Annotated in this window: 20 protein-coding genes; 15 read left to right on the plus strand and 5 right to left on the minus strand. The window is 59.9% G+C overall.

The genetic code is table 11. From position 1 onward, the window contains the following. Positions 1 to 426 precede the first annotated feature (426 nt). The gene (locus tag R3C19_22275; protein MEZ6063081.1) at positions 427 to 1,185 is read left to right on the plus strand and encodes a TIM barrel protein; all 759 of its coding nucleotides are present in this window, start codon (positions 427 to 429) and stop codon (positions 1,183 to 1,185) included. Positions 1,186 to 1,305: 120 nt separating this feature from the next. On the opposite strand, the gene R3C19_22280 is transcribed toward R3C19_22275, so the two are convergent. After that, positions 1,306 to 2,013, minus strand: coding sequence for a DUF6655 family protein (locus R3C19_22280; GenBank protein ID MEZ6063082.1), 708 nt, complete (start codon positions 2,011 to 2,013; stop codon positions 1,306 to 1,308). A gap of 775 nt (positions 2,014 to 2,788) precedes the next feature. On the opposite strand from R3C19_22280, the gene R3C19_22285 reads away from it, so the two are divergent. From R3C19_22285 to R3C19_22310, 6 genes are all read left to right on the plus strand, one after another. Continuing rightward, entirely contained in the window at positions 2,789 to 4,930 is a 2,142-nt protein-coding gene (locus R3C19_22285) for an AAA family ATPase (GenBank protein ID MEZ6063083.1), read from the plus strand. Between the two features lie 99 nt (positions 4,931 to 5,029). Then, positions 5,030 to 5,953 (plus strand): DUF3473 domain-containing protein, encoded by a 924-nt coding sequence (locus tag R3C19_22290; GenBank protein MEZ6063084.1) that lies wholly within the window; start codon positions 5,030 to 5,032, stop codon positions 5,951 to 5,953. Between the two features lie 113 nt (positions 5,954 to 6,066). Further along, positions 6,067 to 7,293, plus strand: a complete 1,227-nt coding sequence (locus tag R3C19_22295; protein ID MEZ6063085.1) for a TIGR03087 family PEP-CTERM/XrtA system glycosyltransferase — start codon at positions 6,067 to 6,069, stop codon at positions 7,291 to 7,293. Further along, positions 7,293 to 8,660 (plus strand): O-antigen ligase family protein, encoded by a 1,368-nt coding sequence (locus R3C19_22300; protein ID MEZ6063086.1) that lies wholly within the window; start codon positions 7,293 to 7,295, stop codon positions 8,658 to 8,660. Before R3C19_22295 ends, R3C19_22300 begins: the two co-directional genes overlap by 1 nt. Positions 8,661 to 8,785: 125 nt before the next feature. Further along, a complete protein-coding gene (locus R3C19_22305) occupies positions 8,786 to 9,757 on the plus strand; it encodes a hypothetical protein (protein ID MEZ6063087.1) in 972 nt (323 codons plus the stop codon). After that, the gene (locus R3C19_22310; protein ID MEZ6063088.1) at positions 9,757 to 10,347 is read left to right on the plus strand and encodes a hypothetical protein; all 591 of its coding nucleotides are present in this window, start codon (positions 9,757 to 9,759) and stop codon (positions 10,345 to 10,347) included. The genes R3C19_22305 and R3C19_22310 overlap by 1 nt, the downstream gene beginning before the upstream one ends. Before the next feature lie 145 nt (positions 10,348 to 10,492). Here R3C19_22310 and R3C19_22315 read toward each other — a convergent pair whose 3' ends face one another. Beyond that, on the minus strand, positions 10,493 to 12,070 hold the full coding sequence (locus tag R3C19_22315; protein ID MEZ6063089.1) for a glycosyltransferase family 39 protein: 1,578 nt from the start codon (positions 12,068 to 12,070) through the stop codon (positions 10,493 to 10,495). Between the two features lie 211 nt (positions 12,071 to 12,281). Between R3C19_22315 and R3C19_22320 the strand changes: the two genes are divergently transcribed. From R3C19_22320 to R3C19_22335, 4 genes are all read left to right on the plus strand, one after another. Further along, positions 12,282 to 13,313, plus strand: a complete 1,032-nt coding sequence (locus tag R3C19_22320) for a glycosyltransferase family 2 protein (GenBank protein ID MEZ6063090.1) — start codon at positions 12,282 to 12,284, stop codon at positions 13,311 to 13,313. Positions 13,314 to 13,378: 65 nt separating this feature from the next. Next, complete coding sequence (locus tag R3C19_22325; protein ID MEZ6063091.1) at positions 13,379 to 14,899, plus strand: lipopolysaccharide biosynthesis protein; 1,521 nt, start codon at positions 13,379 to 13,381, stop codon at positions 14,897 to 14,899. A gap of 69 nt (positions 14,900 to 14,968) precedes the next feature. Next, a complete protein-coding gene (locus tag R3C19_22330) occupies positions 14,969 to 15,595 on the plus strand; it encodes an acyltransferase (protein MEZ6063092.1) in 627 nt (208 codons plus the stop codon). A gap of 238 nt (positions 15,596 to 15,833) precedes the next feature. Further along, the gene (locus R3C19_22335; GenBank protein MEZ6063093.1) at positions 15,834 to 17,297 is read left to right on the plus strand and encodes an alkaline phosphatase family protein; all 1,464 of its coding nucleotides are present in this window, start codon (positions 15,834 to 15,836) and stop codon (positions 17,295 to 17,297) included. A 23-nt stretch (positions 17,298 to 17,320) separates the two neighbouring features. Here R3C19_22335 and R3C19_22340 read toward each other — a convergent pair whose 3' ends face one another. Continuing rightward, complete coding sequence (locus tag R3C19_22340) at positions 17,321 to 18,688, minus strand: Gfo/Idh/MocA family oxidoreductase (GenBank protein MEZ6063094.1); 1,368 nt, start codon at positions 18,686 to 18,688, stop codon at positions 17,321 to 17,323. Positions 18,689 to 18,835: 147 nt separating this feature from the next. After that, complete coding sequence (locus R3C19_22345; protein ID MEZ6063095.1) at positions 18,836 to 18,961, minus strand: hypothetical protein; 126 nt, start codon at positions 18,959 to 18,961, stop codon at positions 18,836 to 18,838. On the opposite strand from R3C19_22345, the gene R3C19_22350 reads away from it, so the two are divergent. Both R3C19_22350 and R3C19_22355 read left to right on the plus strand, forming a co-directional pair. Further along, a complete protein-coding gene (locus R3C19_22350; GenBank protein MEZ6063096.1) occupies positions 18,960 to 19,271 on the plus strand; it encodes a hypothetical protein in 312 nt (103 codons plus the stop codon). The genes R3C19_22345 and R3C19_22350 overlap by 2 nt on opposite strands. Before the next feature lie 238 nt (positions 19,272 to 19,509). Further along, positions 19,510 to 20,199 carry a response regulator transcription factor gene (locus tag R3C19_22355; GenBank protein ID MEZ6063097.1) on the plus strand — a complete coding sequence of 230 codons (690 nt, stop codon included), beginning with the start codon at positions 19,510 to 19,512 and terminating at the stop codon, positions 20,197 to 20,199. Positions 20,200 to 20,248: 49 nt separating this feature from the next. Here the strand turns inward: R3C19_22355 and R3C19_22360 are convergent, their stop codons facing one another. Further along, positions 20,249 to 21,166, minus strand: coding sequence for a pseudouridine synthase (locus tag R3C19_22360; GenBank protein MEZ6063098.1), 918 nt, complete (start codon positions 21,164 to 21,166; stop codon positions 20,249 to 20,251). Between the two features lie 535 nt (positions 21,167 to 21,701). Between R3C19_22360 and R3C19_22365 the strand changes: the two genes are divergently transcribed. Together R3C19_22365 and R3C19_22370 are read left to right on the plus strand one after the other, a co-directional pair. Continuing rightward, a complete protein-coding gene (locus R3C19_22365; GenBank protein MEZ6063099.1) occupies positions 21,702 to 22,409 on the plus strand; it encodes a BON domain-containing protein in 708 nt (235 codons plus the stop codon). A gap of 161 nt (positions 22,410 to 22,570) precedes the next feature. Then, positions 22,571 to 23,182, plus strand: coding sequence for a hypothetical protein (locus R3C19_22370; GenBank protein MEZ6063100.1), 612 nt, complete (start codon positions 22,571 to 22,573; stop codon positions 23,180 to 23,182). The last annotated feature ends 235 nt before the right edge of the window (positions 23,183 to 23,417 follow it).

Here is a 23,417-nt window from a genome sequence, read left to right on the forward strand (position 1 = left end):
TTGCGAAAGACCCGGAGTCTATTCGAGGCATTGAACGATGCCAATCAGTGCGTTTGGCAGCGAGCACGCGGGTCACGGTTTGGGAACGGCGCGCCGGAGGAATCTGGTCGCGCTGCTGCAAGCGCCGCGAATGGCTGACGAGGTGAACGCAGGCTCTTCAAAAGACCGTCCGGCTGACTGATGCGTTGCTGTTCAGTCTTTCAACCGGTCAACGATCCGCGCGCGAGCTACCAGAACTGGTGCTTCGATCAGGAAGTGCATCAAGATCCAGGAAGGGCGTTTTTTGATATCGGGGATTGGTTGGCGGAATCGGCGAATTGAAGTAGAACTGTGACGCGGTGGGCTGATCTGCAGCATCCGTTTCGCCACGTTCCGTTCGATGAACATTCGTTGTGCGTCCCATCTTATATCGGGTGACTGAAACACATGGACGTCCTGCTTGAGCCGTTGCCGTTTGTCAATTCCCGAAATCACTCAGCGTCCGACATACGCGTGTCGGAGGCGCTGAATGCAACGACCCTTGCGGAACTGGTTGGGGAGGTTTCCGAACTGACGCGTCGCGGTATCGCGATGGTCAGCATTCGGCGACAGCAGATTCTGAGAATCGGTCCCGCACCACTTCAGCATGTGCTTGCCGACAGCGGGCTGGAGGTTTCCAGCATCGGGTTTGCGGGAGGATTCACGGGAACTCTGGGGCGGGGATACAAACAGGCCGTGGACGATACTCGTCGCGCCATCGAACTCGCGGCCGAGTTTCGCGCGAGATCCGTGATCGTGGTGGCGGGGAGCCGCAATCTGCACACCCGTCGACATGCCGAACGAATTGTGCGTGACGGACTGAACGACTGTCTGGACGACGCTCTGCGACTTCGAGTCACAATGCTGGTGCCGATGAATTCCGTGTTCGGCCATCGCCGTGAAGTCTATCGGCCGGAGCATCTGGCGCCGCTGGACTGGATTGACAGTCTGGAATCTCTGCGCATCCGCAGCCTGCTGATGCTGCGAGGTCAGTCGCCGTGGAATCATCTGCCTGACTGCTGGCGTCGCTGCCTGACGTCCGGCGGCTATCTGCGAGCCAGCCCAAGGTGCCGGGCCATCAACGGCAGTCAGCACCTGCTGTCACATATCGCCTCGCGGCTGGAAATCGCCAGCCGCAAGAAGGAAGTGAAGACCCGCGCCGGCTGAGGCGCTGGCCGCGATTGGCGTGGTCGCACGCAGATCGATCTCAGCGGCAGCAAGAGTTCGTCTGCATCAATCGACGGCCGCGCTGGCCTGCCACCGGCGCGGACTGCCGCACGGCGACGGTTACTCGATCGGCTTCTGTTCGCTGGCAAACTGAATATCGGACGCGTCCGGTACGCTGTCGCGAGTTCCGAACGCGACGGTCGTCGGAATCTGGCGGCGGAATGAACCGGGTGGTGTCATGCGAGCCCGGTTGACGTCGCTTTTCAGAGTTCCGTTCTGAATCGGACCGACGCCGAAGACGAACCAGTTGTTGTCGTCGGCCTGAGCCATCGCCACACCGCCGTCGCCCAGCACTCGCCGGGACTTGGCATCGAAGATCACCAGTCCGATCTTGGAATACCCGAACTGCGTTTTTCGTTCCGCCAGGCGAATTTCCGGTATTGTCAGCATTCCCGGCAGAGCAATTTCGGGCGTTCCGAGAAACGACTCGGCGGTATCAGTGCCGACGCCTCCGCTGCGGAGTTCCATCACGACATCTGCCTCTTCGGCATTCGTGGTCAGTCGGCCGCCGGCACGCATCACTCGATGGCGAACGGAACCGACAACATAGGCTTTGTCGACACACTCCAGGTACTTGTCTTCCAGAAAGACGTTCTGGCCGTACATCGGCGTGAAGTCGACTTTGTTCAGCGACTGGTCGATGGCGTTCGACAACAGCATCTGTTCCTTGGCTGTTCGCGCGGTGTTCGAAGTCTTCGAAGACGTACACCCGACAATCCCAACCAGCAGAACTGCAGCCGCCAGGGAGGCGAATCCGATTCGTTGCATCACGAAAGCCCGTAAAGAGGTTTGGCGGAGAAGTCCGCATCGACGCGTCAATGTCGGCGGAAAATAGAGTCGAGCAAGTACGCGTCTCAAGATCGTGATCCTGCGGCAACTCGGGTTCCGTCGGTCGCGCAGCCTGATCCGGTCATTCCTGCCGATGGCCGGTGAGCAATTTCGGCAGAATCTGCCGCTGCCGGACTCTGTTCACGGGGGAAGTCCTGCACCAGGCTGTACATCAGAATCGCACGTCTGACACGCCCGGATCAGGGGTCAGCAGTCTCGCTCACGGCGCTGTTGCCAAACGACAACATGCTGACAACGCTCAACAATTCTGACCGGGGAAACGTCACAAATGGGCATCGCGACGGATCGTCGCCTGTCCGGGAATGCGACGGCGTGTAAGTTTGCCGTGACACGTTGCTGTGAAGCGTAACTGACCGTCTGCGACACCGGACCAGACCGGTGCCCCGGAGTTCCAGGCACGTTTTTCAGCATGCTGCGACTGGCGGGTCACCCGGCCGTCCCGATCGGACGGCAACCAGCCCGAACGCGCAAATCGGCGCGGGAAACCAGCAGCAGACGTTGTATTTCCGCGACCTGGGGCCTGTTTCTGAACTAGGTTGACTTCAGGACTGCGCCTCCGTTGCGCCAATTCGCGCCATTCGAAAAATCGGCACACTCGAACATCCGTGACAGAAACCGGGCAGCTATGCATTCGAACACGAATCCGGGACCATCACACAGCGCTTCACCAGTCAGCAGTCGGCCGGGGAATCCGATGGGAGCCTCCGTACCCGGCCAGGGTCGGCAGATTACGGTCTGGGGACTGCTGGACGCATTTCGTCGACGCTGGATACCGACGCTGGCGCTGGCGATTCCGGCGGCTCTGCTGGTTGCGGCCGCGATCTGGGAACTGGTGCCTGCCAAGTACGAGTCTGTCGCGCTGCTGAAGATCCATCAGTTCGAGCAGATCGTTTACACCGATACGCCCAACGACCGGTCTTCCGAGTTTCTGACGTACCGCGATTCTCAGATCAATTTTCTGAAAAGCCGCCCCGTGCTGACGGCCGCGCTGCGGGCCGAGGGAGTTGCTGAAACCAAAACGCTGCGCGATGTCCGGTTTCCCGTGGAATGGCTGGAGGACAAGCTGGATGTCGCCGAGGACCTCAGTCCGGAATTTGTCCGCATCTCTCTGGCCGGCGAATACCCGGACGATCTGGCCCTGGTCGTCGATGCCGTCAAAGACGCCTACCTGGATGAAGTCGTCTACAACGAACGCAAGGAACGCATCAACCGGCTGAAGGAGCTGGAGCAGAACTTCAACGACATCGATCTGAAGGTCAAGCAAAACGACGCTCGAATCGACGCACTGGCCAGAGATCTGGGAACAACGGATTCCCGGGCCGCGCTGCAGATTCAGGATCTGGAAAACGAACGACTGCGCGACCTGCAGAAGGATCTGGGCGAAATCAACGCGAAGATTCGTGCGGAGGAAACCGCGCGCCAGTTTCTTCAGGAACGCGGCCTGACATCGGCCGAAATGAATTCCACGCTGCCGGGTATCGGGTTCGGTCCGCTGCCGTCCGCCGCTCCTTCCGCAAGTCCGCTGGGGCCGTCGGCCGGACTGCAGCAGCAACTGTTGATGGTACAGCGCGAAATCAAGCGGTTTCAGTCGCAGACCAGAAATCCGAATCATCCCGACCTGCTGGCGCTGAAGGATCAGGAATCGCAACTGCTCGCGATGCTGACCGGTGCCTCCCCGAAGGACGACGGCACTCCGGGCATCGCCATGTCCCAGTACGAATGGCTGACCAAGCAAAAGGAAAAGCTGGAAGCGGAGTTCAATGCACGAAGCGAGGAACTGCACCAGAAGGGGATTCGCCTGGCGGAACTGGAACGCGAACGCAGCCAGGTGGAACACCTGAAGAAGCTTCGTGATCAGCTTGCGGACGACATGCAGAAGCAGCGTTTCGAACTGAATCGTCCGCAGCGAGTCGAAGTGATTCAGGCGGCCAACATCCCCGAAAAGCGCAATGTCAAATCCAAGATGCAGTTGTCCGGGCTGGGTGGAGCATCCGTGCTGTTTTCCATCATCGCCGGCTTCACTCTGTTTGAATGGTTTTCGCATCGCGTCGGCCAGACGTCGGACGTCACGAATCAGATCGGCCTGCGGCTGATCGGCACGATTCCGTCACCCGACAAGGGCGGTCTGCTGGGGCTGGGCATCTTCGCCGGCAAAGTCGATTACGACGAATGGAACCGGGCGGTCATCGAATCGATGGACGTGGTTCGAACCTACCTGACGCGTCACATCGATCCCAGCCGGCCGGCATCCGTCTTAATCACCAGCGCGTCGGCCAACGAAGGCAAAACGACAGTGTCCTGCCAGCTTGCCGCAAGTCTGGCTCGCACGGGCAAGCGAGTCGTGCTGGTGGACTGCGACTTCCGCCGCCCGTCGGCTCACCTGATGATGGATGGACGCGAAGGTCCGGGGATTTCCGAATATCTGCGAGGCGAAGTGGCTCTGGCGGACGTCTGCCAGGCGACTCAGGCCAACGGACTGACGTTCGTTGCGGCCGGGCGCGTCGACGCACTGACGCTTCAGAAGCTGTCTTTCGACGGCGGCCGGTCACTGATCGACGCACTGAAGGCCGAGTTTGACTTTGTCATCATCGATACGTCACCGCTGCTGTTCGTCGCGGAACCTTCGATGCTGTCGCAGAACGCTGACATCGTGCTGATGTCGACTCGCAAGGACTACAGCCGCATTCCGTATGTCATGCAAAGCCGCGATTCGCTGCGAAGCCTGCAGGTACCGCTGCTGGGAGCTGTGATGGTCGGAGCGGATTCGGACTTCCAGCGTCAGACGTACGGATATCGGCAGGAGATTCAGCGTTCCGGTCACCTGGTGCATTCCTGACCCGCAGGCCGACGGGACTCCGATCCCGTCATTTGCCGGCGACGCGGAGTCCCGTCGTACAGAAACGTTCCTGTATGCCACCCACTCCGCCTGTTCGATTTGCGTGATGGCTGTTACCTCCATGACATCACCAGCCGGATCGCCAAACTCACACGGGACGGGACATTCACCGTCGACGTGGAAGATTTCTTTCACGTCTCGTCCTTCGCGTCCGACATTCGGCCGGAAGACTGGGACCAGTACGAATGCCGCGTCGAACGCAACACGCACCGGGTTCTGGAAATCGCCGCCGAAACCGGAACGCACGGAACGTTCTTTGTGCTGGGCTGGGTCGCTGAACGATTCCCGGCTCTGGTCCGGGAAATTCGCAGCGCCGGGCATGAAATCGGCTGCCACAGCATGTGGCATCAGCTTGTCTACGATCTCGGCCCGATCCGGTTTCGCCGCGACCTGATCGACGCTCGCAATAAGCTGGAAGAAATCACCGGCGAACCCGTCACGCAATATCGCTCCCCCAGCTTTTCGATCACGGAAAAGTCGCTGTGGGCGCTGCAGGTGCTGGTCGAAGAAGGGTTTGATACGGATTCCAGCATCTATCCGGTCAGGCATGACCGCTACGGCATTCCGAACGCCCCGGCGGCACCGCACATCATTGAAACGCCTTCCGGACCGATTCGCGAGTTCCCCGGCATGACCTGCCCGGTCGGTCGCGCGCGGATTCCCGTTGGCGGAGGCGGGTATCTGAGGCTGCTGCCATGGCCTGTGACTCGTCAACTGCTGCGGCGCGTTCGTCGACTGAATCAGCCTCTGAACGTCTACATTCATCCCTGGGAATTCGACCCGGATCAGCCCCGTGTTGCCGCGTCACTGAAATCCCGGTTTCGGCATTACCAGAACCTGCGGACCACCGCGTCCAAGGTCCGTCACCTGTTGAGAGAGTTTTCACTGACAACAATGTCGCGCGTGCTGGATTCGATGGAATTGCCCGTCGCTCCCGGCAAACCAAACACAGCAAACGCATAGCCGCCGCGCTTCCGGCGGTGGAGATCCTGATTCCTCCGCCGCCTGATTCGTTTCGCGGCCACAAGACACACGACGGCCTGCCGGAAGGCGATTGAATCCGGATCAACAACACCATGAAGCCTCGAATCCTGTACATCACGCATCGCGTTCCGTGGCCGCCCGACCGAGGCGACCGGATTCGCACATGGAACATCCTGAAATTCCTGGCATCCGGTGCCGACGTCGATCTGGCGTGCCTTGCCGACGAACCGGTAACTTCGGAAACGCGTCGCGCGCTGCAGGGTGTTACCCGACAACTTGCCATCATTCCGCATTCCGGAGTCCTGCGATACGTTCGCGGAGCCGTGTCGCTGTTAAAGGGCCGAACGGTCACGGAAGGACTTTTTTCGAATGCCCAACTGCGGCTGGTCATCGACGACTGGACCAGGCACACGGCATACGACGCGGCGATCAGCTCTTCCTCGGGAGTCGCCGGCTACGCGCTTCCGCCGGTGGCGCGCATCAAAGGTCACGTCTGGGTGGATCTGATCGACGTCGACAGCCAGAAGTGGCTCGACTATGCCGCTTCCGCTTCATTTCCCCGGTCGCTGATTTATCGCACGGAAGGTCGGCGGCTGCGAAGTCTGGAAACGCGTCTTGCCGGCCAGGCAGACCGATTACTGGTCGTCAGTGAAGCCGAACGGCAACTGTTCTCGGACTTCTGCCCGAATGCTCCCGTGCAGGCGGTCGGCAACGGAGTCGACATCGAATACTTCGCCGCGGCGCCGGGAACTGCCGCGGAACCGCATAGCTGCGTGTTTGTCGGCGTGATGAACTATCTGCCGAACGTCGATGCCGTGAGGTGGTTCGCAAAGGACGTCTGGCCTGCGATTCGTCAGCGGTTTCCCGATGCCCGCTTCAACATCGTCGGCAAGTCTCCGTCTTCCGAGGTTCGCGAATTGAGCCGCCTGCCGGGAATTCATGTGACCGGAGCCGTGGACGACGTTCGCCCGTGGCTGCACCAGGCGAACTGCGTCGTCGTGCCCCTGCGGATTGCTCGCGGTGTTCAAAACAAGGTGCTGGAAGCGATGGCCTGCGGTCGCCCGGTTGTCTGTTCCCCGGCGCCATTGAAAGGTCTGGGAGCCGAACCGGGACTTCACCTGCTGCGAGCGGACACGTCGGACGATTGGGTTTCGGAAGTCAGCCGCGTGTTCGAAGACCGGACGCTGGCCGCTGATCTGGGAATCGCGGCCGACGCCTGGGTGCAACTGAATCATCGCTGGGAAAACAGCCTGCACGCGCTGACGGAACTGTTCGACGGCAGCCGCAGTTCGATCCCGCACGGACTGGAGACCATCTGATGAAGGGCCTCATCTTTACCTGGCTGATCACCTTCCTGGGAGTCGGCGGCAGTATCGTGTCGCCCTTCTACGGATTCCTGGCGTATGTGGCTCTGGCGCTGCTGCGCCCGGAATTCATGTGGGCTCACTCCATTCAGGGCGGACGCTTCAGTCTGATCGTGGCCATGGCCATGCTTTTCAGTTGGGGACTGCGGGGATTCGGAAACTGGAATCTGGGTCGGGCGAAACCGATCGTCCTGCTGTTCATCGGTTTCTGGATGTGGTCGGTCTTCGGAGCGATCTATGCCGACAGCCAGAGTCATGCGTGGTACTACGTTGAACAGATGGCAAAGATCCTGCTGCCGTTTCTGGTCGGCATTACTTCCGTTCGCTCGATTGACGACCTGAAAAAACTGGCGTGGGTGATTGTGCTGTGTGAAGGGTACGTCTGCTTCGAAATGAATCTGTACTACCTCAGCGGCTTCAATTACCTGTGGGAAATCGGTTTTGGCGGAGTCGATAACAACTCAGCATCGATCGGATTCGTCGCGGCTCTGGGCGTGGCATTCTTTCTGTTCCTGAACACGACGAAGCTGTGGCAGCAGGCCGTGATCGGTGCCTGTATGGCCTTCATTCTGCACGCGATCTTGTTTTCGTTTTCACGCGGAGCGATGCTGGCAACGGCAATCGGGATCGGCCTCTCCTTCTTCCTGATAAAGAAGACAACGAAACACTATGCACTGTTCGCGGTGGGAATCGTCGCTGCCCTGATTCTTGCCGGCCCGGGAGTTCGCGATCGCTTTTTCGAAACGTTCGAAAAGAAGAACGGCCGCCATGAAGCATCCGCGCAAAGCCGACTTGACCTTTGGAAAGACTGTTACACGGTTCTGATGCGCGATCCGGTCATGGGTTGCGGCCCGGACCACTGGCCGCTGCTGGCCCATACATTCGGTTGGTTCAAAGGCAAGGAAGCTCACAGCCTGTGGGTACAGACCGCGACGGAACTGGGTATCCCGGGCATCACAATGTTCGCCGGATTCTACCTTGTGTGCATTGTCCGCTGCTGGTTCCTGCTGAAGAGGCTGCAGCCCGATGATCCTCCATGGTTCGGCGACTCATGCCGTATGACAATCGCCTCCCTGATTGGCTTCGGTGTCGCCGCTCAATTCGTCAGCCTGGAAGCACTGGAAGTGCCCTACTACGTCGCACTGCTGGGATCGGGCACTCTGGTGCTTTACTCGCGACTCGACGCCGAACGAAGCACGAACGAGTCCGACGCCACAGACGATGACAGTTGGTCCGACTGGCGCGACTCGTGCGATGCCGCGCCGGGTGCAATTGAATGGCAGGACGCCGAAGCACTGGAACCCGTGGCGATCATGAATTGAGAAAGTCACCGGACTCCATGACGGGCAATTTCGAATCGCCGGAATGCACAATTGGCGGCCCGCCAAATCGCGAGGAAAGAATTTCCGAAGAACACAGGTCGGCGGGCCAGGCTTAGGAAGTCCACATGAGTCACAACCCTGAAATCGCCGTTGGCTACAAACCGGCATCCGTGGCACGAAAGTATTTCACTTTGGCTCTGCTGCTGGCCGGTGTCGTCCTGGGAGCACGTTATGTTCTTCAGGTCGCCGGCGAAATCGGTGCCGCGGCGCAGAGCGTCTCACGGCCTGTGAATTCCGCAGGTAAGGATCCGACGACCACGCCACTGAGCGGAACGGACGTCAGTGAGCTTCTGAATCCTCAGGTCCAGGCCCGCGTCGATGCTTTGCTGGCGGAGCGCCAACGGAATCAGGATTCCGCTGCGATCGACATCCCAGGTGAAACGGCCGTCCCGGCAGACGCTGATTCGAAGGAGTCCCGGCCATTCCCAGAACCGATTCGCCAGGATTCTTCGCTGCATCCGCAGATGATCACCCCTGGCAATTTTGAATACGTCGGTGCGTTCCGGCCACCACATGTTCAGAAAATGATGTCTCAGTTCGGACACGGCGGCTGGGGAGTGACCTACCGCAGTGACGGCGATCAAAACGGGCCAGACGACGGATTCCCCGGTTCTCTTTACCTGGTCGGTTTTATGCGCGACCAGCTCGTCGCGGAAATCAGTATTCCCCGGCCGCGAATCACCAGCAGCCTTGATGAAATTACCGTCGCCGAAATCCTGCAGCCGTTCGGTGACATCACGGCGGGACTTCAGAAAGCCATCACAGGAGACTCTTCGGAACCGTTTCAGATCGGCGGAATGCAGGTCGTCGACGGACGGCTGCACTGGACACTCTTCAAATACTACAACGTGGCCGGCCACGATTTTCCTCACACGCCGTGTCTTCGCTGGACGTCAATGCTGTCAACATCGATGGCCCGTGGCATCTGGGACCGATCGATTCCGGTGACCCGCAGTGGCATTCCTACAAGAACGCGGGCTATATCGCAGAAATTCCCGATGCACAAGCCCGGCAGTGGTTCGGCGGCCGAAACCTGATGTCCGGACTTCAGATCAGCACCGGGCTGAAATACTCCAGCCAGGGTCCAGCATTGTATGCCTATGAATTGCCAGAACCCGGCCGCGAACCCGGCAGTAGTCTGGATGCGATCCCTTTGCTGTGGTACTCCCTGCAGCGACCGCTGGCAGGGCATCATCCGTCTGATCGCTGGACGGGAGCCGCCTGGCTGAGTCTGAGTGGAAAGCAAACCATCGTCATCGCAGGCCGCAAGGCTCACGGCGAAGTCTACTATGGCAATCCGCGACCGACAGACTGCTATCCGGACAAAGGCTATCACGGTTCATCGTATGAAGTGCAGATGCTGTTCTACACGCCGGCGGAACTCATCGGCGCCGCCAATCGACGCGGGACGGCGACGGAGATCGATCCCTGGTATCGCTGGGACAGCCGGACTCCCGGTGGGGGCATCGACCGCTTCATGTTCAAAGACTGCGGACGGGATATCGGCGGCCTGACCTATGACCGGCAGAACAATCTGCTGTACATGGTCGAAGTGGACGCCGGCAAGACAAGCCTCGACGAGTGGGAACCGACTCCGGTGATCCATGTGTTCCGAGTCGTCGAATAGACACGGCGACGTCTGAGACTTGTGTTCGGCAGCTCGAATCGTGGCCGCTTCGGCGCAAGCGGCTCGGTCACATCAGTTGTCGGGTGGGTACTGTTCTGTTCCAACCGTGTCGCATTGGCATGACGCCCCGTGAGACGTCTGCCGATTATTTCGGGGTAACGACATCCGGGGCAGCAACACCCGTCGTTGTGTACTCGGGCCTGTCCGGCACACATTCACGGATCTCAGCCACCGGTCGACGGATCAGCCGTGCCGGCCGCAGGGATTCCGGCAGCAGGTAGGTAATTGGTCGCCACGCTGCGGTTGTCTGATGGACACATGTTTTCGAATGCTCCGACAGCCATTTGCAGGATGCCGCGTTGTCCGGGATGAAGTGTCCGGCAACGGTCGATTCGGGGTTGTTCAGAACATTGATCATCGCGAAGACCGGTGCGGATTCGATGTCGGCACGAGTCAGACACGGTACGCTCCAGCGTTCTGACCGAAGAGAGCCAGGCACGAGTCTCAGGTTGGCCGGTGTCTGAAATGCGTTCAGCGTGCGGATCTCCCGAGCGGTGCGGTCGTCGGCGACAAAGATAGAATCCGGATGTTCCTTCGCCCAGGACAGAAACTGCCGGGAAACCTCCACATTTTGTCCCCACGGTCCACCCAGACACATCAGCAGCAGACACAGCCCGACGGTGACGGTTGCCAGAGCGTTTCTCATCCGCCGGTTGTGCAGCGACGGCAGCGCGGCACCGATGACCAGCGCGAGCGGTATCGCCAGCGGTTGCCAATAACTGACGGTTCCGGGAAACGGCTTGTAACCGCTCGGTGTGTGTGTCCCAAACGCCATATACAGCCAATAGACCGATGCCGCCACCAACACTCCCCGCAGGACTTCCGGCATTCGGCGATAACTCAGGAATCCGGTCAACAGCATCATCAGCGGTAGAACCGCATACTGTTTCGAGAATATGACATCGCGAACCGGTTGCGTGATGAAAGTCGTGTCAAAACTTCCGTCAGCGGAGTACACACGGCGTTCGTTGGTGTCATTCTGCAGTTGCTGCAGATGCGTTTTTTCGATCACGTGCAGCCGGTACAACGGGTCGCCCTTCACGATCCACCACGGCAGCGGGTCGAGCAGCAGGAACACGGTACCTCCCAGAACCCACGCTTTCACAATCCGGCTGCGAAGGCAGGGCACCATGACACCGAGCACACCAAAGAATACAACCACAAAGAACAGCAGCGTCAGGTGGCAGTCGACGGCCAGTCCCATCAGAACTCCCGCAATCGCGACCCCTGTCATGCCGGGCCGGGTTACGACGCTCCACACGGCGGCCGCCAGCAGTCCGGTCCCCAGAATTCGCGTCGATCCGCCTGTTGTGCAATCCAGAACATCACCGGGAAGGACTGCCATCAGCAACATTGCCACGACGGCCAGCCGGTCGTTCTGCGTGACGTGACGGACGGTCAGCCCGCAGAACAGCATCAGCATGAACGATCCAATCAGTCCCGGGACGGCCGCCGAAAACTCGCTGAAGCCCAGCAGTCTCAGGCTTCCGGCCAGAAGCAGATTATAGGGCAGCCGCAATTCCCAGTGAGTGGCCGGGATTCTGTCCAGTTCCCAGGCGAACCGAAGATGTTCCAGGTCATCAGCGCCCTGAATTCCTTCGAAAAGCAAGAACCGGAGTATCCCCCACAATCCCACCGGCAGCAGCCACAGCAGGTATGACATAGTGCTCCGGGGCGCACAGGTCGCAGTGTTGTGGCGTGGCAGCCGTTCATCACAACCGCTCAATTCAACGTTGTCTGACATGGGAACCTTACTGGAATCCAGGGAATGACTGCCCCGAGGCAAGTTCGCTTCCTATGTTTCTGAAACGAAGCCTTCGGAACAGCCTACTTCGCAACAACGCCCACTGCGGCACGAATCGGGAGCGACTCTGGTGATCGCCGAAACTGACGCTCTGCAGCCAATGGATCTTTTGGATATTGCCGTCTTGATTCCCTGTCACAACGAAGCCGCGGCCATCGCGCAGGTCGTGACGGACTTTCGGCAGGCGCTTCCGTCGGCAACCGTGTTCGTTTACGACAACAACTCAACGGACGATACGGCAGCTGTGGCCGCCGCAGCGGGAGCGATTGTCCGGTCGGAGCCGCGGAAGGGAAAAGGAAATGTCGTCCGCCGCATGTTTTCCGACATCGAAGCCGACGTCTATGTCATGGTTGACGGTGATGATACGTATGAAGCCGCGGCAGCTCCCGGAATGGTCCGTGCGCTCATCGAACAGCGGCTGGACATGGTCAACGGCAAACGCGTGACGGAAATCGAGAAGGCGTACCGCACGGGCCATCGCTTCGGCAACTGGATGCTGACCACTCTGGTCGGCTTCTGCTTCGGCCGTGAGTTCGATGACATCCTGTCGGGCTTCCGCGTGTTCTCCCGCCGCTTTGTGAAATCATTTCCGGCATTGTCCCGCGGCTTTGAAACCGAAACCGAACTGACTGTCCACGCTCTGGAACTGCGACTGCCGGTCGCCGAAGTGGAAACCGCGTACAAGGACCGCCCGGAAGGAAGCGTCAGCAAGCTGAACACCTATCGCGACGGTCTGCGAATTCTGAAGACGATCATTGTGCTCGCCAAAGAGGAACGACCTCTGGCCTTCTTTTCCGCGATCTGGGCCGTGCTGGCGATGGTCTCAATCGGACTTGCCATTCCGCTGTTTGTGACCTATTTCGAAACCGGCCTGGTCCCCAGATTTCCGACGGCGATTCTGGCGACGGGATGCATGCTGCTGGCGTTTGCCAGTCTGACCTGTGGCCTGGTGCTGGATACCGTCACGCGAGCCCGCCGGGAAATGAAACGACTTGCCTATCTGCAGATGAAACAACTGCAGGCCACCGGATTCGGTTCCGCGGATTCCCGGTTTCGTGACTGCAGCCGCCGCGGCGCGCCAGCCCGGGCCATGACGCGATAGGGTCAGGTTCCTGTGACTGTTGAACAATTCGGGCCAGCCTTCATTCACGGAAACCTGCCCTCGTCATGAAACCGCTGAGAGATCTGCTGAAACATTCGTCGATCTACATGATCGGCCAGATCCTGACGCGCATGGCGTCGGTGCTGCTGCTGCCGTTTTATACTCACGTGCTGACAACCGCGGACTACGGAGTGACCGCGATCCTGGATCTGACGGCCGCCATCCTGTCGACCTTTCTGGCCGGCGGAATGGTCAGCGCGATTACTCGCCACCATTTTGACCAGGACGACGAACAGCATCACGATCGAGTCTGGTGGACCGGGATGTCGATGGTCGCCGGCGTCTGTTCGCTGATCTCAGTCGCGTTGTGGACAGCGCGGCACTGGCTGGCCGATGTGACACTGGGACCGGAGATTTCCAGCGGAGCATGGTTCTATACGCTGACCATCGTCACGCTGTGGTTCACGGTGCTGGGGATGATCGTGGAAGGCTACCTGCGGGTTCGCAAATGGTCCGGCCTGTTTGTCGCGATCTCGCTGGCCCGGCTGACGTTCAACATCGCGCTGAATGTGTGGCTGATGGTCGGACGAAAGATGGGCGTCGAAGGACTGTTGATCGGCAACATGGCGGCTACCTTCGTCCACACGTCGGTGCTGTTGGCGATTTTTGTCCGAACGCGGGGCAGCTATGTTTTCGACACACAGCTTGGTCATCAGATGTTCCGCTTCGCGGCGCCGCTGGTCGTTACCGCTCTGACCAGCATGCTCATGCACGAAGCCGATCGGTACTTCCTTCGCATCTGGGAGACACTCAGCGAGGTCGGCATTTATTCGCTGGCCCATAAGATCGGATTTGCCGTCAATACGCTGTGCCTGTTGCCGTTTCTTTCCATCTGGAATGTTGCGATCTACGACATCGAACGGATGCCGGATTCGAAGCAGACGTTCAGTCGCATCTTCGGCTGGTTCACTTCCGGCCTGGGAATTCTGCTGCTGGGAGCGTCGCTGACAATGCATCCGGTTCTGCCGCTGCTGACGCCGGATGCTTATGGCGAAGCGGCAGATCTGGTTTCCGTGATTCTGCTGGGGTTCTTCGTCTTCGGCCTGAGCTTCATGTTTCAGGTTCCGTCGATGCTGCGGAAGAATACCAAGCTGATGGTTCCCGGTTCGATCGCCGGCGTCGTAGTCAATGTCGTCGCGAATGTAATGCTGATACCCATGATCGGTGTCTGGGGAGCTGCGTGGGCCGGTGTTCTGACGTATGCGGCGTTCTCGTTCACAACTCTGGCGTGCTGCCGCACGGAAATGAAACTGTCCTATCCGTGGAAGTCTTCGCTGGCCGCGTCACTGGGACTCTGCGGTAGCTATGTGGGCGTGCGCTATGGCTGTTTTCCGTGGATGAACGCGGCGGCACAGATTGTTGTTTCCGTGGCCGTCTGCGCTGCCTGGGGAATCCTTCTGTTCGGCCGTGACGGAATGACATGGTGGCGCTCGCGCAGAACGAATCAGCAGGCTTCCGGCCGACAGTCTGCGGAGTCTCGCGAAACCTGTGACGTTCACGCCGGGCAGCCGGTGGGCGCTGCGTGAGACATCCGGGAATTCCGTAATGCGTTTTGCCACCGGTGACAGCGTTACCGGCGTTTGAAAGCAGCATCGATGAAAGCGCTCATTAAACAGACGCTCAGGATTCTAAGCGGACTTGCCGTTTCGCCGGCGATGCTGCTGTTCCGCCTTCAGGCCGCCTGTGTCGGCAGGGACAGAGCCCTGGCGGGTTGGTCGCAACTGTTCAGCCTGCTGCCCGGGACCACGGGCGTCTACCTGCGACACGCCTTCTACCGGAATGTTCTGCAGAAGTGTGACACCGATGCGTGGATCGGCTTCGGGACGATCCTGTCTCACGCCGGCGCTTCAGTGGGCCGTACCGCCTATATTGGCAACTACTGCTCGATTGGAAACGTCACGATCGAAGATGACGTGCTGATTGCATCACACGTTTCGGTCATGAACGGATGCCAACAGCATCGAACGGATCGCCTGGATATTCCCATTCGCGAGCAGACCGGGGTGTTCCTGCATGTCACCATCGGCCGCGATACCTGGATTGGTGAACGGGCGACGATTGCCGCCAGTGTCGGCCGGCACTGCGTGATCGGTGCGGGAGCCGTGGTTGTGTCGCCGATCCCGGACTATTCGATTGCCGTGGGAGTTCCCGCGAAAGTCATCCGTGACCGCCGCGATGACGCGACGACGGTTGAGTTCCCCGCGGCACGACCCACCGGCTGAACGTCCGGATGAACACGGTGCTGACGTTGCCGATTCGCCACATTCAACCAGCATCGTTCCTCGTGGTGCAAACCATGCCGACACGCTGCCGTCCAGCGGGAACTGTCGCCGTTCAGAATTCTCCACCGGCGTGCTGTCGTGGCAGGTGTTAGAACAACTGTATCGCTCAGGCGAAGCGGCTGGCCGGTTCCGGCCACATCTTCATCGACTTCGCCGTGACATTCCGGGAGACAACAAGATGAAGCCGTCGAGAATCCTGCTGCTGGAGTTCAACGAACTCTGCCCCGGTCTTTTGAACAAATGGATGGCGGACGGGCTGCTGCCAAACTTCCGGGCGTTCCATTCGCGTTCCGATGTGTTCGTCAGCAGCGCGGACACGGACGATCCCCATTTCCTGGAACCGTGGATCCAGTGGTTCTCCATGCACTCCGGCCTGAGTATCGATCAGCACGGAATCTTTCATCTGACTGACGGACAGCGCGCGGCTCATGACGACATCTGGTCCGTCCTGGCACGGGCCGGAAAGTCCGTAGGCAACGGAGGCAGCATGAATGTCCGAAGGCTGCAGCAGGAAGGCTCTTTCTTCTTGTCCGATCCCTGGTGTACGGCGTCCAAAGCGTGGCCGACGGAACTGCAGGTCTTCCAGGATTTTGTGGCCGAGAACGTTCAGGAATACAGCAACACCAGCCGCAAAAAGACGGGAGCAAAGCGATTCCTGCAGTTCATGGCCCGTCACGGACTGAGACCCAAAACGGTTGCCTGGATTGCAAAACGCCTGCTGCAGGAACGCACCACGGACCGGGGAAGCCAGTGGAAGCGAGCGGTCGTCCTGGACATGCTTGTTGCGGACCTGTTCCTGCATTTGTTTCGAAAGTACCGCCCCGACTTTTCAACGCTGTTCCTGAACAGCACAGCACATTTTCAGCACAGTTACTGGCGGCACATGGACCCCGCTGCATTCGTCAACCAGCCTTCGCAGCAGGAACTGGACCAGTACGGTAAAGCCATTTTGTACGGCTATCAGCGAATGGACGTCCTGCTGGGAGACCTGATGAAGCTGGAACGTGACGGAGTGATGCTGATTCTGTCAACGGCGCTCAGTCAGCAGCCGTTCCTGCGTCATGAAGCCACGGGCGGTCAGCATTTCTATCGCCCGCATGACGTCGGCAAGCTGCTGACTTCGCTCGGTGTGCAGTTCGATTCCGCTGACCCCGTGATGACTCATCAATACATGCTGAGAGTGCAGCCGTCCGAACGCGACGCCGCGGTGAACCGACTTCGTGCCTTGACGATGGACGGAACGGAGGCCTTCGAAGTCAGTCCTTCCGACGACGGCGGTATCTATTTTGGCTGCCAGATATCCCGGAAGGTCTCCGGCGATGAAGTCATCACCGACACTCACGCCGGAACCACCGTCCCGTTTTTTGACCTGATGTATAAGATCGACGCGACGAAGAGCGGTTGCCATCACCCGGACGGTGTGCTGTGGTTTCGCACCGGCAATCACCGCGTCCACAGCGACAGGGTTTCGATCCTGGACGTCTTTCCGACGGTGACGGAATTCTTCGGCGTTGAATACGACAGCAGAGATTCCGCCAGCGGGCACACGCGCAGCGGGCAAAGCCTGCTGCCTCTGCTGCGACATCCAAAACTGACGGCTGGTCAGCGGCGACAGAACGCCAACGCGGCTGTCGCTCACTGACACGCCGGAGCATTAAGCCAGCGTCAGGCCGAGTAACCTGGCCGGCTGGGGCGAGTCATCAGGGCGTTGGCCTGTTCGTCGCCGATGAACTCTTCCTTATCCGGATCCCAGTTCAGGTCTCGTCCCAGCATCAGCGTGATGTTGCACAAGTGGCACGACGTCATCGTGCGATGATGCGTGTAGACATCGGACACGGGGTCCTTGCGAGATTCGATGCAGTTGAAGAAGTTCTGCATGTGACCGGTCGGTTCGCCGCCGTAGATTTCGACGATCTTGTCATTCAATTTCTGCTGGTCGGCGTCAGTCAGATCTTCCACGGGTTTTCCGGTCAGCTTGCCTCGATTGACGAAGATCCGGCCCTTGCTGCCTTCGAACAGGATGCCATTTCCGAATTCCGTGCTGCCGTCTTCGGCACGGTAGTTGTCGTGAACGGTCATCTTTGTGCCATTGGCGTAGTCCAGCGTCAGGTGGAATTCAGTAGCCACGTTGAACGCGTTGGGAAGCTTCAGCTCGCCGGCGAACCACTTCACGAAGTCAAAGTTTTCGGGAACGGCCGGAGTAAATTTTCCGGCACCGCTGACTTTCGTCGGGCCGGTGTGGCTGACACCCAGCGCCCACTGAGCGATGTCGATGTGATGCGCACCCCAGTCAGTCATCTTGCCGCCGGAGTATTCAAAGAACCAGCGGAACATCTTGCGGCGTTCCACCATGTAAAGTGCTTCGGGAGCCGGGCCGAGCCACATGTCCCAGTCCAGACCGGCCGGCGCCTCGGTGGCTTCAAACGGTCCGCCTTTGTCGACTCCACCGATCGCGACATGGGCCGTGACGTTGTCGCCGATGTAGCCTTCCTGAACCATCGCGACCGCCTGCAGGAACTTGCGTTCGTTTTCGGATCGCTGCTGGGTTCCCACCTGAAACACGCGGCCTGTTTCCTTCACGACTTTGCAGATCTGCTTGCCTTCGTCGATGGTCAGAGTCAGCGGCTTTTCGCAATACACGTCAGCTCCCGCTCTCAGTGCCGCGATGGCAATGGGCACGTGCCAGTGGTCGGGAGTGCCAATCGTGACAACGTCCGGCTTCTCATTCGCCAGCATCTCACGGTAGTCGATGTACATGTTCAGATCGCCGCCGAGCGCGGCGTTGAATTCCTGATTGTGGTTGGAGTCCACATCGCAGACGGCAATCGTCTTGCCCAGCCGTGACGCCTGCCTGGCGATATCCCCGCCACGGTTGTAGCGGCCGCGACTGCCGCCAACGCCGATCGACGCAACCGTCTTCCTGTCGTTTGCCGCCTGCATCCCCCGCGCACGACCAGGGATGAACAGAGGTAAGGCGAGTCCCGCGCCGGCGGCGGTGGTGGTCCTGAGAAAGTCGCGTCGAGTTCGAGTCATGGCATCGTCCTGTCGATTCAAAGTACAGAGTCACAAGCAGGTTCGTAGTACAGCGAGTCAGCCCGCGATGTTCAACTCGCACAAGCCGCAGCCGTCGCTTTCATGCAACGCATCGAACAGTGCCAGCCGCGCTGACGTCGGCCGCAGTCAGAAGGGAAACAGAAAAGCCACCATAGAACCGTCGCCGACAACGGCGTAAAGTTCCCGCATCCGGCTTTGTGGCGGCGTGTCCGGCGGAAGGGCAAAGTCACGCTCTGTAACGGAGATGTTCATGCGATTCGAGACACGATTTTTCAGATTGACACTCGCCGCGACAGCCGTGCTGTGGTCATGCGGCTGCAGCGATTCCGGCACCGCACCGTCGAAGAACTTACCGGCCGCGGATTCGACGCCAGGCGATTCCGCGGCATCCGACCTGGGAACTCCCGCGGATGCTCCCGGATCAGCCGCCGGTGACGTGCCCAAACCTGACGACGCACCTGTCGAAATCACGCTTCCCGGCCTGGACGTCAACGCCTCGGGTTCCGACAACCAGGGCGACGACGTCGAAACGCCTGACGAGCCGAGTCCCGATCAGAATTAGCGATCGTCGCGGCGTTCGTGCTCCCGATCATCGTGGTTCGTCACTCCACAAGCCACATGAGGGTTCAGGCATTCGTCTTTCAGCGTACCGCGCAGAACGGCGCGGTCCCGGTTCCGAAAGTTTCTGACGAGTGCGTGGGAAAAAATCCCGATGAAATCACTGCTGCTGTCGGCGATCCTTGTCGCCGGGCCGACCAGCGGGCGAACTCGTCAACCAGACTCCATCGGGACAGACGACCATGCCTGCAGTGATTACCAGCGATGAACCGGCGCGCCGAATGGTGGGCGAGGCACGTGTCCTGATTGTGGATGACCACCCGATCGTGCGCAACGGTCTGCGAGTCCTGTTCGACAATGAACCGGACTTCTGTGTGTGCGCGGAAGCCGACGGGCTGAATCAGGCTCTTCAGCAGTTTCGCGAAACCAGGCCGGACGTTGTGGTGTCGGACATTTCCTTCGAGGGCGGTAACGGGATCGAGCTGGTCCGTGAACTGATCAGCATTGATCCGGATGTCCGCGTGCTGATTTGTTCAATGCACGACGAATCCCTGTTTGCCGAACGAGCGCTGCGCGCGGGAGCGAAGGGATATATTCGCAAGGGGGAAGCCGCCGGTCAGCTGACCGCAGCCGTAAGACGCATTGTCGGCGGCCAGGTTTATCTCAGCGCCGCAATGACGGAACGGATGCTGCACCTGCAGATCGGCGATCAGAAGGCCGAGAAGTCTTCGGTGGAGGCTCTTTCCGACCGCGAACTTCAGGTGTTCGAACAAATCGGCCACGGAATATCAACTCGCCACATCGCCCGAAATCTGCATCTCAGCCCGAAGACGGTTGAGACTCACCGCGAGAAGATCAAAACCAAGCTGAACCTTTCGAACAGTACGGAATTGACGCAGCACGCGGTCCTGTGGGTCCTGCAGGGACGGTAAAGAAGGGCCGCGTGGTCAGTCCCGGCGCGCGGTTTGTCGCCGGGCATTCCTACCGTCGGCCGGTCTTCCCGCGATCACCCCGCGACTTGCGCCCGGTCGTCTTTGCGGAACCGCCGGATCCCACCGCAGATCCGGTCGATCGCCGAGCGACGCGGGAAGGTGTGCCGGAGGAAGTCCGCTTTTGGGGTGATCGTTTCGCCGGCCGCGCGGCGGTCGAACGGCGCGACGGCGAGCGTTCCGGTCGGCCGGACACAAGGTCATCGGCGAATCGATGCAGTTCCCGGATCTCCTGCGGTCGAAGTTCCCGACACTTGCCGGAACTGATGTGGCCGATGCGAAGCGGACCAAACGCAATTCGTTCCAGACTGATTACCTTATGTCCGACGCGAGCCAGCAGGCGGCGGATTTCCCGATTTTTTCCCTCGCGAAGCTCCAGTTCCAGAACTGTGCTGCGGCCCTTTTTCTTCAGAGGTCTCACGCTGCCGAAACGAAAGTAACCTTCAGAAAAATGCATTCCCCTGCGAAGCTCCGCCAGAGTTTCCGGGGTCGGCAGCCCGACGACCTGCACGCGATATCGCCGGACAACCTGATAACGCGGATGGGCCAGCCGCTCTGCAAGGTCGCCGTCGTTGGTGATCAGCAGCAACCCCTGTGTGTTCTCATCCAGTCGACCGACCGTAAACAACCGCTGGTCGTGTGCAGGCACCAGATCGACGGCGCGCGGTCTGCCGTCGGGATCTCGATTTGTACACAACACGCCCCGCGGCTTGTTCAGCAGGTAGTAGCGCAATCGCGGCCTTCGAAGCTTTTCTCCGTCAAACCGGACATCGTGCGCTTCGGCGTCAATCATCGTCGCCGGATCGGTCACGATGCGGCCATCGACGGTCACTCGACCATCACGAATATAGGCTTCGCAGTTGCGGCGTGAATCGACTCCGGACGTCGCCAGAAACTTCTGCAGGCGCATGTTCGATCGATCAGCCGCCGCTGGTCCGGAGCGCGGTCCGCGTCGCGCGTCGACGGATTCCACCGGCGCGGACTCTGCGGAATCGTCGCGCGACGAGGATGAATGCCGGCGACCTGGCGGACGGAGGGGCTTGCGACCGGCCGGACCCGGCGGACTCTTGCGTGACATGATGGGATGGCTGCAACAGAAGGGATCACTGAAAACCGGCCATTGTACCGCGACGGTCGCCGTTTCACTTTCGGATTTGCCGTGTAAAATGAAAATGCTGGCTTGCCAACGAAACCTGTCGGCTGCTTCCGGGATCGGTATGGCCCGCGTGACTGCTGCCCGCTGCACACGGTGAACATCCCGAATAACCGCAAAGCACAACCGGGCCGAATGTCCGGCGAATGCCGCGTGGGCCGATTCCCCAGGCGATTCTGCGGAATGTCCATGCGGCCGTGAAGATCGTTCGGATACACTAAGCTGACGTTCACCTTCGTCGCGATAGAGTTCGAGTGGGGCTGGAGTCCCCGCATCGAAAAGGAATTCACCCATGAATAAGCTGCCCCTCGTCCTTCGGTTCAGTCTGTTCGTCGCGGTCATGGCTATCGCGGCTTCCGGTTTCGCTCAGCAGGGACAGCAACCCGGCGGAACGACGGGAGGAACCACGGGCGGCACGACCGGTGGCGGGCTAACCGGAGGAACTGCGGGCGGCACCGCTGGCGGCGGACTCACTGGTGGCGGAGCCGGAACGACCGGCGGTCTTGGCGGCGCGACGACACAAGGCGCTGGCGGAGGTGCCGCCGGAGGACAGGGTCTGGCTGGTGACAACGCTGCCGCGGCCTTCGTCGGTGCCTCAAATGCGGCCGCATTCGTCGGCGGAGCGAGAACCGCCACGACGAACACGAATACCAACCGCCAGTTCCGGTCCATCACTTCCACGGGAGTCCCGACCGGCGGCGCACAGCCCCAGCAGGCCGCGAATCCCCGCCGTGTGCCGGTGTCTCTGCGGATTGGCTTTCCCCGTCCGGTTCCGCAGGAAGCAATCGCTCTGGCAGCCGACCGCGAAATCTCGCTGACTCGGTATTCGTCCGGCCGCCCGGAACTGGCAGCCGTCGAAGTCGCGTTTTCGGCGGACGGAGTCGTTGTGCTGTCGGGAACTGCCCGGGACGCTTCCGCTCGCCGGCTGGCAGCGAACCTGGTCAGATTGCAACCCGGCGTCCGGCGTGTGGAAAACCAGATTCTGGTCCCCACTGAATAACGGCGCGATTCAAACAGCGTCGACTGCCGGTGCGACGTGCCCGACCTTTAGGTTTCCGCAGCCGCAATGCCTCGGCAGACGCTGCCGCCATGTCTCGATGCGACACGACTGCGTCGGTGCCCCGCAACGGATTCCGCCAGCATCACAACATGTGCGAATGAATGTCCAGGCAGATTCACACGCGATTCATTGAAATCTCCCGCGGCGTCTCAACGCGACTTGCGGAAGCGATCGAAGCCTGTGGACCCGTCAGACTGACTCCGCGAAACGACGTTCCGCTGTGCGAAATGCTGTGCCGAATTGTGGCCGGACAGCAACTGTCGACCAAAGCCGCGTCGACAATCTGGGGTCGCGTTGTGGAAACCGCCGGCGACAGCAGTCTCAGCGACCACATCGCCGCCACGGATACGGAGATCCTGCGCGGCTGCGGACTCTCGAACTCGAAAGCCAGGGCGATGAAGGCCATCGTCGCGGCGAAAAATGAGGGACTGCTCGATACGGGCACGCTCCGCAGGCTCCGGCACGACGAGCGGTCCCGACAGCTCAAGTCGATCCGCGGAGTCGGGCAGTGGACAGCCGACATGATTTCGATGTTTTACTTCGCCGACAAAGATGTCTGGCCGCAAACGGACGTGACGGTCTGGAAGACTCTGCAGCGACTCACCGACAAACGCCGCAGTACCGAACGCACCGCCACTCTGTTCGCGCCCCACCGAACTTATCTGGCTCTGTATCTGTACAGGATCGCCGACTCGAAGCCGCAGGAAACGTGACCGACAGATCGCCGCAACCTGTCGACACACGCCGTTGATTCCGTCGTTCACCGAGCACGACGACGGCCCGATTGTCGAACTCCGGAACGTTCCTGGCTTCGCTTGAACTGCATCACGCCGCTTCTATACTCCCGAAACGGATGGGGGCGACCGGCTGCGGAACGGAATTCCGACACGATAGCCGTCGCCCGTCCTCACTTTCGGCAAAGTCTCAATCGCAAATAACGACGTAGAA

It is taken from the genome of Planctomycetaceae bacterium (assembly GCA_041398785.1).
Classification (GTDB): domain Bacteria; phylum Planctomycetota; class Planctomycetia; order Planctomycetales; family Planctomycetaceae; genus JAWKUA01.

Excerpts from the sequence above, each read along its gene's own strand:
- R3C19_22335 (MEZ6063093.1), top strand. The coding sequence starts at position 15,834 with ATGAAGCCGTCGAGAATCCTGCTGCTGGAGTTCAACGAACTCTGCCCC.
- R3C19_22345 (MEZ6063095.1), bottom strand. The coding sequence starts at position 18,961 with ATGAACATCTCCGTTACAGAGCGTGACTTTGCCCTTCCGCCGGACACG.
- R3C19_22325 (MEZ6063091.1), top strand. The coding sequence starts at position 13,379 with ATGAAACCGCTGAGAGATCTGCTGAAACATTCGTCGATCTACATGATC.
- R3C19_22275 (MEZ6063081.1), top strand. The coding sequence starts at position 427 with ATGGACGTCCTGCTTGAGCCGTTGCCGTTTGTCAATTCCCGAAATCAC.
- R3C19_22315 (MEZ6063089.1), bottom strand. The coding sequence starts at position 12,070 with ATGTCATACCTGCTGTGGCTGCTGCCGGTGGGATTGTGGGGGATACTC.
- R3C19_22330 (MEZ6063092.1), top strand. The coding sequence starts at position 14,969 with ATGAAAGCGCTCATTAAACAGACGCTCAGGATTCTAAGCGGACTTGCC.
- R3C19_22355 (MEZ6063097.1), top strand. The coding sequence starts at position 19,510 with ATGCCTGCAGTGATTACCAGCGATGAACCGGCGCGCCGAATGGTGGGC.
- R3C19_22295 (MEZ6063085.1), top strand. The coding sequence starts at position 6,067 with ATGAAGCCTCGAATCCTGTACATCACGCATCGCGTTCCGTGGCCGCCC.
- R3C19_22280 (MEZ6063082.1), bottom strand. The coding sequence starts at position 2,013 with ATGCAACGAATCGGATTCGCCTCCCTGGCGGCTGCAGTTCTGCTGGTT.
- R3C19_22350 (MEZ6063096.1), top strand. The coding sequence starts at position 18,960 with ATGCGATTCGAGACACGATTTTTCAGATTGACACTCGCCGCGACAGCC.
- R3C19_22340 (MEZ6063094.1), bottom strand. The coding sequence starts at position 18,688 with ATGACTCGAACTCGACGCGACTTTCTCAGGACCACCACCGCCGCCGGC.
- R3C19_22305 (MEZ6063087.1), top strand. The coding sequence starts at position 8,786 with ATGAGTCACAACCCTGAAATCGCCGTTGGCTACAAACCGGCATCCGTG.
- R3C19_22310 (MEZ6063088.1), top strand. The coding sequence starts at position 9,757 with ATGTCCGGACTTCAGATCAGCACCGGGCTGAAATACTCCAGCCAGGGT.
- R3C19_22360 (MEZ6063098.1), bottom strand. The coding sequence starts at position 21,166 with ATGCGCCTGCAGAAGTTTCTGGCGACGTCCGGAGTCGATTCACGCCGC.
- R3C19_22365 (MEZ6063099.1), top strand. The coding sequence starts at position 21,702 with ATGAATAAGCTGCCCCTCGTCCTTCGGTTCAGTCTGTTCGTCGCGGTC.
- R3C19_22285 (MEZ6063083.1), top strand. The coding sequence starts at position 2,789 with ATGGGAGCCTCCGTACCCGGCCAGGGTCGGCAGATTACGGTCTGGGGA.
- R3C19_22370 (MEZ6063100.1), top strand. The coding sequence starts at position 22,571 with ATGTCCAGGCAGATTCACACGCGATTCATTGAAATCTCCCGCGGCGTC.
- R3C19_22300 (MEZ6063086.1), top strand. The coding sequence starts at position 7,293 with ATGAAGGGCCTCATCTTTACCTGGCTGATCACCTTCCTGGGAGTCGGC.